This is a genomic window from Streptomyces sp. NPDC035033, from assembly GCF_040636735.1.
In the GTDB taxonomy this organism is placed as follows: Bacteria; Actinomycetota; Actinomycetes; order Streptomycetales; family Streptomycetaceae; genus Streptomyces.
Genome location: NZ_JBEZUZ010000001.1, coordinates 245,223 through 257,991, shown reverse-complemented (window position 1 = coordinate 257,991; position 12,769 = coordinate 245,223). Strand labels below are relative to the sequence as shown.

Annotated in this window: 12 protein-coding genes; 8 read left to right on the top strand and 4 right to left on the bottom strand. The window is 74.4% G+C overall.

What is annotated here, in order from left to right:
- The first annotated feature begins 88 nt into the window (after positions 1–88).
- Complete coding sequence (locus AB0E83_RS01190; RefSeq protein ID WP_362104278.1) at positions 89–469, top strand: GNAT family N-acetyltransferase; 381 nt, start codon at positions 89–91, stop codon at positions 467–469.
- A gap of 1 nt (position 470) precedes the next feature.
- Here the strand turns inward: AB0E83_RS01190 and AB0E83_RS01185 are convergent, their stop codons facing one another.
- From AB0E83_RS01185 to AB0E83_RS01175, 3 genes are read right to left on the bottom strand one after another with little or no spacing between them, the layout of a single operon-like run.
- Positions 471–1,343: an ABC transporter permease gene (locus tag AB0E83_RS01185; protein ID WP_362104143.1), complete on the bottom strand. Its 873-nt coding sequence runs from the start codon at positions 1,341–1,343 to the stop codon at positions 471–473.
- On the bottom strand, positions 1,340–2,458 hold the full coding sequence (locus AB0E83_RS01180) for an ATP-binding cassette domain-containing protein (protein WP_362104141.1): 1,119 nt from the start codon (positions 2,456–2,458) through the stop codon (positions 1,340–1,342). The genes AB0E83_RS01185 and AB0E83_RS01180 overlap by 4 nt, the downstream gene beginning before the upstream one ends.
- A gap of 47 nt (positions 2,459–2,505) precedes the next feature.
- The gene (locus tag AB0E83_RS01175; RefSeq protein WP_362104139.1) at positions 2,506–2,910 is read right to left on the bottom strand and encodes a hypothetical protein; all 405 of its coding nucleotides are present in this window, start codon (positions 2,908–2,910) and stop codon (positions 2,506–2,508) included.
- A 190-nt stretch (positions 2,911–3,100) separates the two neighbouring features.
- Between AB0E83_RS01175 and AB0E83_RS01170 the strand changes: the two genes are divergently transcribed.
- The 7 genes from AB0E83_RS01170 (at position 3,101) to AB0E83_RS01140 (ending at position 10,503) form a co-directional block, all read left to right on the top strand.
- Complete coding sequence (locus AB0E83_RS01170) at positions 3,101–3,553, top strand: hypothetical protein (protein ID WP_362104137.1); 453 nt, start codon at positions 3,101–3,103, stop codon at positions 3,551–3,553.
- A gap of 16 nt (positions 3,554–3,569) precedes the next feature.
- Positions 3,570–4,022, top strand: coding sequence for a hypothetical protein (locus AB0E83_RS01165; protein WP_362104136.1), 453 nt, complete (start codon positions 3,570–3,572; stop codon positions 4,020–4,022).
- Between the two features lie 4 nt (positions 4,023–4,026).
- The gene (locus AB0E83_RS01160; RefSeq protein ID WP_362104134.1) at positions 4,027–5,103 is read left to right on the top strand and encodes an endonuclease/exonuclease/phosphatase family protein; all 1,077 of its coding nucleotides are present in this window, start codon (positions 4,027–4,029) and stop codon (positions 5,101–5,103) included.
- 17 nt (positions 5,104–5,120) lie between these two features.
- The gene (locus tag AB0E83_RS01155) at positions 5,121–5,357 is read left to right on the top strand and encodes a DUF2630 family protein (protein WP_362104132.1); all 237 of its coding nucleotides are present in this window, start codon (positions 5,121–5,123) and stop codon (positions 5,355–5,357) included.
- A 382-nt stretch (positions 5,358–5,739) separates the two neighbouring features.
- Positions 5,740–7,695, top strand: coding sequence for an FUSC family protein (locus AB0E83_RS01150; RefSeq protein WP_362104130.1), 1,956 nt, complete (start codon positions 5,740–5,742; stop codon positions 7,693–7,695).
- A gap of 298 nt (positions 7,696–7,993) precedes the next feature.
- Positions 7,994–9,466, top strand: a complete 1,473-nt coding sequence (locus AB0E83_RS01145; RefSeq protein WP_362104128.1) for an APC family permease — start codon at positions 7,994–7,996, stop codon at positions 9,464–9,466.
- A gap of 47 nt (positions 9,467–9,513) precedes the next feature.
- Positions 9,514–10,503, top strand: a complete 990-nt coding sequence (locus AB0E83_RS01140; protein WP_362104126.1) for a hypothetical protein — start codon at positions 9,514–9,516, stop codon at positions 10,501–10,503.
- A 31-nt stretch (positions 10,504–10,534) separates the two neighbouring features.
- On the opposite strand, the gene AB0E83_RS01135 is transcribed toward AB0E83_RS01140, so the two are convergent.
- Positions 10,535–12,601 carry a PhoX family protein gene (locus AB0E83_RS01135; RefSeq protein WP_362104124.1) on the bottom strand — a complete coding sequence of 689 codons (2,067 nt, stop codon included), beginning with the start codon at positions 12,599–12,601 and terminating at the stop codon, positions 10,535–10,537.
- Positions 12,602–12,769 lie beyond the last annotated feature (168 nt).

The window sequence follows — 12,769 nt, the reverse complement described above, 5'->3', positions numbered from 1 at the left end:
CTCCCGCCGTGCGGAGCCGCCGGCCCCGGCGCAGGATGCCCTCATGGACAGCATGAACAGCGCGGACCGCGCGGACCGCACGGACCCCATGGACATCAGGCTCGAACTGGTCGGCGTCCCGGTCACCGACGTCGACCGCGCCAGGGCCTTCTACGAGAAGGCGGGCTTCCACGCGGACCACGACGTGACCGTCAACGACGGGATCCGCTTCGTGCAGATGACCCCGCCCGGCTCGGCCTGCTCGATCGCCTTCGGGAAGGGGATCACGGAGATGGCCCCGGGCTCCCTGGACAACCTCCAGGTGGTCGTCGACGACATCGAGCGCGCCCACGCCGAACTCACCGCGCGCGGCATCGACGTCGGCGCGATCGACGACCGTCCGTGGGGGTCGTTCGTCTACTTCGCGGACCCGGACGGCAACCGCTGGGCCGTCCAGCAGAAGATCCCCCGGACCAAGGGCCGAGAGTGACTCAACGGCGGTTGTAGAGCCGCATCGTCACCGCGCCGAACACCATCACGAAGAGCGCGGACCACCCCAGCGTCCAGGCGATGTCCGCGCCCGGCCAGTCTCCTCCCATCAACTCCCGTACGGCCGTCGCCAGATGGGTCACCGGGTTGTTGTTGACGAAGGCCTGGAGCCAGCCCGGCATGGTCCTGGGGTCGACGAAGACGTTGGAGAGGAAGGTCAGCGGGAAGATCACCATCATGCTGACGCCCATGACGGACTTCTCGCTGCGCAGCAGCAGGCCGAACATGGTCCAGATCCACGAGAAGGCGAACGAGAAGACCAGCAGCAGCGCCACCCCGAGCAACACGCCCGCCACCCCGCCGTCGGGCCGGTAGCCGATCAGGAGGCCGACGGTCAGCATCACGGCGGAGGCGATCAGGTAGCGCACGACGTCGCCGAGGAGGTAGCCGACCATCGGCGCGGGCCGCCAGATCGGCAGCGTGCGGAAGCGGTCGAAGACGCCCTTCTCGATGTCGGTGTTGACCGAGACGCCGGTGTACATCGTGATCATCACGACCGACATCACGAGGATGCCGGGCAGCAGGAACTGGACGTACTCCGCGACCGAACCGGCCAGCGCGCCCCCGAAGAGGTACGTGTACATCAGCACCATCATGATCGGGAACGCGGTCACGTCGAACAGCTGCTCCGGCACGTGCTTGATCTTCAGCAGGGCCCGCCGGCCGAAGGTGAGCGAGGCCGAGAGCGCGCCCGGCCGGGGCGGCCGGTCCCGCCCGACGAGCAGGGCGGCGAGCTCGTCGGGCCGGGGGGCGGCGAACTCGGCGCCGGTGTCGGTGGCGGCGGCGCCGGTGGAGGTGGAGGTGGTGGAACTCATGCCCGGGGTTCCCTCCGGTCGGTGAGGGCGAGGAACACCTCGTCGAGACTGGGCTGTCCCAGCGCGAAGTTGTCGACGGTGATCCCGGCGCGGGCCAGTTCGGCGAGGGCCCGGGACGCCTGCTCGGCGGCCCCGAGGTCGGAACCGGCCCCGGTCCCGCGGCCCGCGCCACCGCCGCCGGCGGTGGTGTGTCCGTCGACGGTGGTGTGTCCGTCGACGGTGGCGTGTCCGTCGACGGTGGCGTGTCCGTCGACGGTGGCGTGTCCGTCGACGGTGGTGTGTCCGTCGACGGTGGTGTGTCCGTCGACGGTGGCGGTGAGGGCGACGGGGTCGGGGTCGAGCTGGACGGTGGCGTTCAGGGCGGCGGCGAGGACCCGCTCGGCGGCCGGCCGCTGCGCCGGGTCCCGGAGCCGCACGTGGACCGAGCCCGAGCCCACCGACGCCTTGAGCTCGCCCTTCGTGCCCTCCGCGATCACCTTCCCGTGGTCGATGACGGCGATCCGGGAGGCGAGCTGGTCGGCCTCGTCGAGGTACTGGGTGGTGAGCAGGACGGTGGTGCCCTGGGCGACGACGGCGCGCACGATGCCCCAGACCTGGTTGCGGCTGCGCGGGTCGAGACCGGTGGTCGGCTCGTCGAGGAAGAGCAGGTCGGGGGTGTTGAGGATGGAGGCGGCGATGTCGATGCGGCGCCGCATGCCGCCCGAGTAGTTCTTGACCTGCCGGTCGGCCGCGTCCGCGAGTCCGAACGCGGCGAGCAGCTGCGCGGAGCGGTCGCGGGCGGCGGGGCGGGAGTGGCCGAGGAGGCGGGCGAGGAGGACGAGGTTCTCGGTGCCGGTGAGGTCCTCGTCGACGGAGGCGTACTGGCCGGTGAGGCTGACCAGGCCGCGCACGGTGTCGGCCTCCTCGACGACGTCGTGCCCGAAGACCCGGGCCCGGCCGCCGTCGGGGCGCAGCAGGGTGGCGAGCATCTTCACGGCGGTGGTCTTGCCGGCGCCGTTCGGCCCGAGGACGCCGTAGACGGTGCCGGCGGGGACGCGGAGGTCGACGCCGTCGACGGCCCGGTTGCTCCCGAAGACCTTGACGAGCCCTTCGGTCTCGATCGCGAGCCCGCTCATCGCCTCATCCCTCCGCCGCCTCCTCTCCTCGGGGCCCGGCCCCCGCGTCAGTACGGGGCCGGACGGCCCCTCGCGTCCTCGTGGGTGTAGAAGAGGTAGAACGCCGCCCCGCCCACGCCCAGGCCGACGACCAGCCCCAGCACGCTCGACGAGAGCACGCTCGCCCCGGAGAGGCTGTAGAGGAAGCCGACCGCGCCGCCGGCCACCGCACCCCACGCCACGCCGCGCGCCTCGCGCGGCAGCGCGCGCCCGTACGTGCGGAGCGCGTACAGCGCGCCGGCGAGGACGATCGCGGAGACGATGCCGAGCCAGAGCTGGCCCCAGGTGAGCGGTCCGCCGTGCCGCCAGACGGTCGCGGCGTAGAGGCCGTAGAGGACCCCGATGACGGCGGGGAGGACGACGCCGTGCAGGTGCGCCGGGCGCCGTGCGGGTACGGCTGCGTGTGCGGCCATGGCAGGAGCTCCTTCGTCTCGCCCCCCTGCTGCTGCACCCTCTGCTGCACCCTCCAGGGCACACCAGCCGCCCGCGCCCCGCAAGTGGATCAGCGGCCGGGCCGCCCGCCCGCCGGCACGGACACGGGCCGCTCACCCGAACGGCCCAGCCAGAAGGCCGAAATCGTACGAATGCTCCCACGATGAGGTCATGAGCCAGAACAGCACTCCTCCACGACCGGACAGCACCCCGCGCGCCCACAAGTCGGACGCCGGCCAGGCCTGGGCCTCCGGCGGCACGCTCTTCGCCGGCGTCCTCATGCTGGTCACGGGCATCATGAACGTCTTCCAGGGCATCGCGGGGATCGCCGAGGACGACGTCTACACCCGCGTCGGCGACTACGTCTTCAAGTTCGACCTCACCACGTGGGGCTGGATCCACCTGATTTTCGGCATCGTCGTCGCCGTCGCCGGCTACGGGATCCTCAAGGGCGCCGAGTGGGGCCGGGTCGCCGGCATCTCCCTGGCGTCCCTCAACGTCCTCCTCCAGTTCCTCTTCCTGCCCTACCAGCCGTGGTGGGCGCTGTTCTCCATGGCCATCTCGATCTTCGTGATCTGGGCCCTGGCCACGGACGACGCGTACGGCCCCGGCGAGCGGTACTGAGGGCGGGGCGCCGCGGATGACCCCACGGTCACGGCCGGTCCGGCTGCGGGCGGGCGGGGCGCTGCTCCTCGCCCTCGCCGCGGCCGGCGCGGCCACCGGGTGCGACGCCGTCCAGGAGACCGCCGGGGACCTCGTGTCCTCGGCGGCCTCCTCCGTCGCCTCGGCCGCGCAGCGGAAGATGGACCGGATCAAGGACGGGGCGAACGCGACCGGGGACCTCCGGGCCGGGGAGACCTCGGCCGACGGGGACCGCACGGTCGCCACGGTCACCGCCACCAACCCCGAGGACGGGACGGCCGACTACACGGTCATGGTCACCTTCCGGGACGACGGCGGGAACCTCCTCGACGCGGTCGTCCTCACCCTCGACGGCGTCGCGCCCGGAACCTCCAAGTCCGGTACGGCGCGCAGCAACAGGGCCCTGGAAGGGGCGACCCGGGCGGAGATCGTACGGGCCCTGCGACACTGAGGAAGTGGACCGAGCCCCCGCCGCCGCGACCGGCACGCCGCCCCGTACGAGCACGGGTACGGGCACGGATACGAGCACGCGCACGGGCGCGACGACCGGGCCCCCGGCCCCGCCGCTGCGGCCCGGACTCCGCACCCGTGCGGCGGCCTGGGCCGCGGGCCTCCTCCTGGCCGTGCCGGCGGCCGTCGCGGGCTGCCGGGCGCTCGGCACCGACGGCGTCACGCCCCTCCCCCAGCTCCTCTCCTTCCTCCCCTGGCTGACCGTCCCCGCCGGGCTCGGGCTGCTGTGCGCGGGCCTCGCCCGCCGCCGGGGCCTCGCGTTCCTCGCGGTGCTCGTCCTCACCGGCACCGTGTGGGCCTCGCTGCCGTACACGCCGCTGTCCGCCGTCACCCACGGCCTCCCGGTCGCCCGGGTCCGGGTCATCGCGGCGAACGTCGAGTTCGGACAGGCCACCGGCGCCCTGATCGACCTCGCACGCCGGGAGAGGCCCCAGCTCCTGTTCGTCTCCGAGTGCGACCCCGCCTGCGGGCGGAGGCTCACCGCCGCGCTGTCCCGGCAACTGCCGCACCGGGTCGCCGTGGAGGCGGAGGGCTCCGCCGGTTCCGTCCTCCTCAGCGCCCATCCGCTGCGGGACCGGGCCGTCGTGCCCTCGGTCATGGGCATGCCCGGCGCCACGGCGGACATCGCGGGCCGGCCGGTACGGCTCCAACTCGCCCACCCCATGCCGCCCGTGCCCGGCCAGGTCCGGCTCTGGAAGGACGAACTCGGCCGGCTCCGGGACGCCGTCGCCGCCCGTCCGGCCGGCGAGGAGCTGATCCTGGCGGGCGACTTCAACGCCTCCCAGGACCACGCCGCCTTCCGGTCCCTGCTCGACGCCGGCCCCTTCCTCGACGCGGCCCGCACCACCGGCGACTCCCACGCCCCGACCTGGCCGGCCGAGGGCCCCCTGCCGGCGTTCGTCCAGATCGACCACGTCCTGAGCAGCCCCGGCCTCCTCGCCGCCGCCACCCGCTTCCTCCCGCTCGCCGGCAGCGACCACCGGGCCGTCCTCGCCGATCTCGACCTGCACGACGGGCGCTGATCGGCCACGCTGGGAGCATGGACGACGAGCAGATCCTCGACGACATCGGAGCGCTGGTGGAGGAGGAGCGCGCCCTTCGCCGCCGCACCGGCGGCCTCCTCCCCGAGGAGCGCCGACGCCTCACGGAGCTGGAGGTCCGCCTCGACCAGTGCTGGGACCTGTTGCGGCAGCGGCGTGCGAAGGCGGAGTTCGGGGAGGACCCCGACACCGCCGCCCTCCGCCCCGCCGCGGAAGTAGAGTCCTACCGCAACTGACCCCCTACGCCCGCGCCCGGCCGCCGCTCCGTTGTGGGCCGCGCCCGGCCGGGGCGGTCGCGCCGCTCCGTTGTGGGCAATCGTTCCGCTGGGGCGGAACGGGTGGGCACAACGGAACGGCACCCTCAGCGGTGCCTCCGCGACCGGGCCTGGACCCGCACCACGAGTGCGACGCCCTTCGGGTGCGGGTTCAGGCGCGGAAAGCCTTGGCCCGGCAGGGGCGCCGTCCCTGTGCCCACCCGTCCCGCCCTGCGGGACGCCTGCCCACAGGGACGGGGCGCGGCCCACACGGGACAGCGGGGCGCGGACCGCGTGGTCCGGGGCGGGCCACCCGCACCGCACCGCGCCGCGCCGAGCGGAAGGCGCGCGTAAGTTGGAGCGCATGGAACGCGGGCGCGGAAGGCGAGGACGGACAGGACCCCCCGCCTGGCTGACCGCGGGCCTGCGCCCCACCCCCGCCCCCGTCCCCCGGGCCGCCGTCGCCCGCGCGGCCCTCGCCCTCTCCGCCCCCCTCGCCGTCGGCCTCGCCGCGGACCGCCCCGCCGAGGGCGCCCTCGTCTCGATGGGCGCGCTGTCCAGCGTCATCGGGGACACCGCCGACGCGTACCGGATGCGGGTCTTCAACATCGCCGTCCCGCAGCTCTTCGGCGCCCTCGGCGTCACCCTCGGGACGCTCGTCTTCGGGCACGGCTGGCTCGCGGTGGCGACGCTCACCCTGGTGGCGCTGGTCTCCGGGATGATCTCCTCGATCGGCGCGGTCGCCTCCGCCTCGGGGCTGCTGCTGCTCCTCAACGCCGTCGTCGGCGCCGGCCTGCCCATGCCCGACCCCTGGTGGAAGGCGCCGGTCCTGCTGGGCCTGGGCGGTCTCGTCGTCCTGGCGCTCACGCTCCTCGGCTGGCCGCTGCGCCGCGCCGCGCCCGAGCGGGCCGCGGTGGCGGCCACGTACCGGACGGTCGCCGAGCTGTACGAGGCCGCCGGCACCGACGCGTACCAGGAGAAGCGGCACGCGGTCACCGCCTCCCTCAACCAGGCGTACGACCTGATCCTGGCCCGCCGCGCCCGCCAGCACGGCCGCACCTCCTCGCTGGCCCGGCTGCTCGCCCAGCTCAACGTGCTCGTGCCGCTCCTGGAGGCCGCGCCCGCCGCCGACCTGCGGGCCCGGCGGCTCGGCCCGCTGCCGCCGGAGGTCGCCGCGACCGTCCGCGACCTCGCGGACGCCGTCGAGACCGGCCGCACCGAACGGCCCGACCTCACGCTCCCGCCCTCGTCCCGCCCGGCCGAGAAGGCAGTCGAGCACGCCCTGCGGCACGCCGTCACCGTCGTCCACGAGGCCGAGCCCGATCCCTACGGCGTCGACGACCGGCTCGGCCGCCCCGCCGCCCTCACCGTCCGGGCCCGCCGCGCCGTCCGCACGATGCTGCTCTCCGCGCCGGCCTGGCGGTACGGGCTCCGCCTCGCGCTCTGCATCGGGCTGGCACAGGCCCTCGTCTCGCTGGTCCCGGTGCCCCGCTCGTACTGGGTGGCGCTCACCGTCACCTTCGTGATGAAGCCCGACTTCGGCTCGGTCTTCTCCCGCGCGGTGCTCCGCGCCGTCGGCACCTGCCTGGGCCTGGTCGCCGCCGCGCTGGTCCTCGCCGAGGTGCCCCGCGGCTGGTGGGACGTGCCGGTGATGGCGGTGCTCGCCGCGCTGATCCCGGCGTTCTCCGCGAAGGGGTACGCCTTCCAGACCGCCGCCATCACCCCGGTGATCCTGCTCCTCTCCGACACCCTCAACCAGGAGGGCTTCGACCTCGTCCTGCCCCGGCTGTACGACTCCCTCATCGGCTGCGCCATCGCGCTGGTCGCCGGCTACCTGCTGTGGCCGGAGTCCTGGCACAGCCGGATCGGCGACCGGCTCGCCGACGCGGTCGCGGACTCCGCCGCGTACGTGGACCGCGCCTTCCGCCCGGACGCCGACGGCGGCGGCCGGCTGCGGGCCCGCCGCAAGCTGTACCGGGACCTGTCGGCGGTCCGCTCCGAGTTCCAGCGGGCGCTGACCGAGCCGCCGCCGACCGGCACCCGCGCCTCCGCCTGGTGGCCGCTCGCCATCGCCGTCGAGCGGATCGTGGACGCCACCACCGCCGCCCGCATCCGCGTCGCGCACGGCGCCCCGCCGCCGGACCCGGCGGAGGTGGCGGCGGTGGCGCGGGAGCTGCGGGAGCTCGCCGACGCCCTGCGCGCCACCGAGACGCTGGTCGCGGTCCGCGCCGACCTGCCCGGCGACGACGACGGCGTCCTCGCCCCGCTCCGCCAGGAGGTGCGCGCGGCCCGCGCCATCGCCGGTCCCGAGCTGCGGTAAACCCCTCCCGGGCCGGTGCGCCGGGGCGCAGAAGCGGACTTACCGGCGGTCACGGAACCGAACCCTCCTGCCACCGTTACCGGATCCCACCGGGGCGACTACGATGCGCTCGACCGCCCCCGCCGTGATCAGGGCCCGCACCCCTGCCCGCGTCCGCTCCCGGGCTGCCGACCGACCCTCCGACCGGGCCACTTCACCCCGCCCGCCCGCTCCGCCCCGCCCCGCCCCGCTCCGCCCGCCCCACCCCTCCGCCGTCCGGACCCCCCACACCCGATCCCAGGACTCCGAGGACACCGCCATGCGCACGACCACCAGCAGAGGGCTCCAGCCCAATGTCCTCGGCACCTTCGACACGATCGTGATGGCCGTCGCCGGCAGCGCCCCCGCGTACTCGCTCGCCGCGACCACCGCCGTGCTCTTCGGCGCGGTCGGGCTCGCCGGTCCGGCCGCGCTCCTCTACTGCGCGATACCGATGCTCGGCATCGTCCTCGCCTACGCCCGGCTCGGCCGGATCGACGTCAACGCGGGCGCCGGCTACTCGTGGGTGGGCCGCACCCTCCACCCCTTCCTCGGCTTCCTCTCCGGCTGGGCGCTGATCCTCGCCGCCACCCTGTTCATGGTGGCGGGCTCGCTGCCGGCCGGGGCGCTCACCCTCGCCCTCTTCGACCGGGAACTGGCCGCCTCGACGCCGCTCGCCGCCGCCGTCGGCGCCGGCTGGTTCCTGCTGATGCTCGGCGTGGTCCTGGGCGGCACCCGGCTCACCGTACGGGCCCAACTCCTCATGTCCGGGATCGAGATGGCGATCCTGGTGGGCTTCGTGCTGGCGGCGGTGGCGCACCGGGGCCGGGCGGTCGCCTTCGACTGGTCCTGGTTCGGCCTCGGCCACTTCCACGGCCCGGAGGGCTTCGCGGCGGGCGCGCTGATCGCCGCCTTCTACTACTGGGGCTGGGACGTCACCAGCAACCTCAGCGAGGAGACCCGCAACAGCCGGCGCACGGCCGGGTTCGCCGCGCTGGTCGGCGTCGGCTCCGTCTTCCTCCTCTTCGAGGCCTTCACGGTCGCGGTGAACGTGCTGCTGCCCGCCGACCGGATCCTGTCCGCCGGGCCGAACGTGCTCGCCGTCCTCGGCGAGGAGATCTGGCCCGGCGCCGGCGGGAAGCTGCTCGTCGTCGCGGTGGTCCTGTCCACGGTCGCGACCCTGGAGACCACCCTGCTCCAGGCGACCCGCTCGCTCTTCGCGATGGGCCGCGACCGGACCCTGCCCGCCGCCCTCGGCCTCGTCCACCGCCGCTGGAACACCCCGTGGGTCGCGGTCGCGGCCGTCGGCGCCGCCGCGCTCGTCCTCTTCGCCGCCGCGGCCGCCGCCGGCTCCGTGCAGCAGATCCTGCGGGACGCGGTCTCCGCGATCGGCCTCCAGATCGCCTTCTACTACGGCCTGGCCGGCATCGCCGCCGTCGTCGCCTACAAGTCGCTGCTGCTGAAGTCGGCGAAGAACCTGCTGCTCGGCGGGGTGTGGCCGCTGCTCGGCTCCGCGTTCATGCTGTGGGCCTTCGTCGAGTCGCTGGGCGAGCTGTCCACCACCGCCCTCGCCATCGGCCTCGGCGGGCTCGCCCTCGGTCTCGTCCCGATGACGGTGTACCGGCTCAAGGGCAGCGACTACTACCGGCCCGCCCGCCTGGACGCGACCCGCGCGCTCGCCGCGGCGGGCGAGTCGGCCCCGACGGACCCGGGCTCCCGCCTGCGGGACAAGAGCTACGCCACGGACTTCTGACGCACCGCCGTACCGGCACACCGACACACCGACCGAAGGAGGTCCCCATGGGCGTACGCCGACGCGCCCTCAGGCGGTCCCGCGCGGAGCGGTTCACACCCGACTTCGACCCGGACTTCGGTGACCGCGCGCTGACGGAGGCCCGTCACGACATCGTCATCGGCCGGTGGCAGGGCGTACGCGACCTGCTCGCCGCCACCGGCGACGACTGGGCCCGCCGCACCCACCGGATCCGGCTGCTGTCGCACGCCGCCGCCGGCAGCTCCACCGTCGAGGCATGGCGGGCCGCCGAGCCCGGGAACCCGGACGCGGCCGTGCTGCGGGCGGCGACCGAGGTGGTCCGCGTCTTCGACGCGGCCATCGCCGCCGGCCGGGGCGCCGCGGTCGACCGGGCCCGGATCGACGCGGCCGTCGACGCCTGCCGGGGCGCTGCGGAGGCGGCGCCCGCCGACCCGATGCCGTGGGTGTCGCTGCTGTCGGTGGCCCGGCTGTACGAGGGCGGGGTGCCGCGCCGCGAACTGCGCTACTGGTTCGACGAGTTGCGGCGCCGCGACCCGTACAACACCGAAGGCCACGTGCAGGTGCTGCGCTACCTCTCGGCGCGCTGGCACGGCACCCACGGCTCCATGTACGACTTCGCCCGGGACGCGGCGGGGGTGGCGCCGCCCGGCTCCGCGCTGCCGGTCCTGGTGCAGGTGGCACGGGTGGAGGAGTACCGCTACATCGCGGACGGGGCGCTGGGCCGGGGACCGGTGCGCGGCTTCGACCAGCACTGGAAGCACGAGCTGGCGGTGACCGAGCTGCGGCGCACCCACGAGCGCTGGATCGGCGGCCGGGACGACTCGCTCCCGGTCGCCCCCGAGGAGGTCGGCGACCTCAACTTCCTCGCGCACGCGGCCTGTTACGCGGGCCAGGTGGAGCTGGCGCGGGAGCTGATGGGGATGCTCGGGACGCGGGCGGCGTGGGTGCCGTGGGCGTACACGGGCGACCCGGCGGAGCAGTTCGTCCGCTTCCGGGAGGGCCTGGGGGCCGGCTGACCGGCCCCCGGGCCCCCTGCCGTCACCGGTCTCAGACGCCGATGTCGCGGCCGTCGGTGCGCCAGACGGCGACGACGGACGGGCGGACGATCTTGCCGGGGCCGTCGGGCCAGGTGGAGGCCGGGTTCTCGACGGAGGCGCCGTCGATCTCGCCCGGGTGCTGGACGGCGACGAGGACGCGGCGGTCCTGGATGATCGGGCCGCAGGTCTCGGCGCCCTTGGGGACGGTGAGGAACTGCTTCAGCTCGCCGCGGCGCTCGCCGTGCACGGCGACGCCGAAGAGGCCGTCGTGCGAGCCGAGGGCGTTGCCGTCGGTGGAGAGCCACAGGTTGCCGTGCGGGTCGAAGGCCACGTTGTCCGGGCAGGAGATCGGGGAGACCTTGTCCTTCGGGTAGCCCGCGAAGTAGGTGGCCGGGTCGTTCGGGTCGCCGGCGACGAGGAAGAGGCGCCAGGCGAAGCCGTCGGAGGCCGGGTCGTCCCAGTGCTCGGCGAGCTCCAGGACCTGCCCGTGCTTGTTGAGGTTGCGCGGGTTGGCCTCGTCCGCGCCCGGGTTGGTGCCCTTGCCGCGGTTGGAGTTGTTGGTGAGGGCGACGTAGACGCGGCCGGAGCGCGGCGACGGCTCGACGTCCTCGGGGCGGTCCATCTTCGTCGCGCCCGCCTTGTCGCCGGCGAGGCGCGTGAAGACGAAGACCTCCTCGGCGGTCATGCCGGGCACGTGCGAGACGGCGCCCTCCGGACCGGCCGTGGCCAGCGGGATCCAGGTGCCGGAGCCGTCGAACTCGCCGTCGTTCGGGAGCTTGCCGGTGCCGTCGATCTCGGCCGCCGGGGAGTCGCCGGTCAGCTTGGCGACGTACAGCGTGCCCTCGTCGAGCAGGGTGAGGTTGTGCTCGCGGGCCCGCCGCGAGGACCCCTTCATCATCCGCTTCGACGACACGAACTTGTAGAAGTAGTCGAACCGCTCGTCGTCGCCCATGTAGACGACCGGACGGCCGTCGGCGGTCAGCCGCGGCTGGGCGGCCTCGTGCTTGAACCGGCCGAGCGCGGTGCGCTTGCGGGGCGTCGACTCCGGGTCGTACGGGTCGAGTTCGACGACCCAGCCGAAGCGGTGCACCTCGTTCGGCTCCTGGGCGAGGTCGAAGCGCTTGTCGAACCGCTCCCACTTGCGCTCGGAGGCGCCGGTGCCGACGCCGTACCGCTTGTCCGTGGCGGACGAGCCGTTGGCGAAGTACTGGTTGAAGTTCTCCTCGCCGTGGAGGGTGGTGCCCCACGGGGTGGTGCCGCCGGCGCAGTTGTTGAGCGTGCCGAGGACGGTACGGCCCTCGGGGTCGGCGGAGGTCCGCACGAGGGCGCCGCCGGCGGCGGGGCCGGTCAGCTCGAACTCGCTGGTGGTGTGGAGGCGGCGGTTGAGGTAGTGGCGGGTGACCGGCGTCAGCTTGCCGGTGCGGCGCTCCTCCTGCACGACGACGACGGAGAGGCCGTGCGCGGCCCAGGCGATCTCGACCTGCTCGCGGGTCGGGTTCGCGGCGTCGTAGCCGCGGAACATCAGGACCTCGTCGGTGTACTCGTGGTTGGCAACGAGGACCTGCCTGCCGTGCTCCCCGCGCAGCGGCAGGAGGGAGAGGAAGTCGTTGTTGTACCCGAACTGCCCGGCCTGCGCCGCGGCGGTCTGCTTCTCCGGGTCGAAGGCGGGCGCGCCGCGGAGGATCGGCTCGCCCCAGCGGATGACGACGTTCTGCCCGTACCCCGCCGGAACGGTGACCTCGTCGGCGGTGTTGGGCGCGACCGGCGCGAACCGGAGCCCACGGGCCCCGTCGGCCTTGGTCCCGTGCCCGTGCCCGTGGCCGGGGTGCGCCTGCGCCTCCTGCGCCCCGCCGAGCACCAGCGAGCCGCCGGCGGCGGAGGCGACCGTCACGACGGCGGCGGCCCGGAGCGCGGACCGGCGGGACAGCGCGCCGGCGATGACGTCGCCGACGTACTCGTTGTCGCTGGTGTTGGGCACCTCGTGGAAGCAGGCGTCGCCGCAGCGGAACCGGCAGGTGAGGGCGGAACGCCCGCCGCCGTGCGGGTTGGTGCCGATCAGCGGCAGCAGTTTGCGCACTTGGTCCTCCTCCGGCGCAGCACTGCGCCGACATGGTGTGCCGACAGGGTGTCGGAAATCCGTTCGGCCGTGACGGTATGTGCGCACCTCTGCACGGGGGCGGACGCGGAATGAACGCCGGATGAATGAGCGGCAACCGTGACCGACGGGGTCCCCGGAACCGGAAGG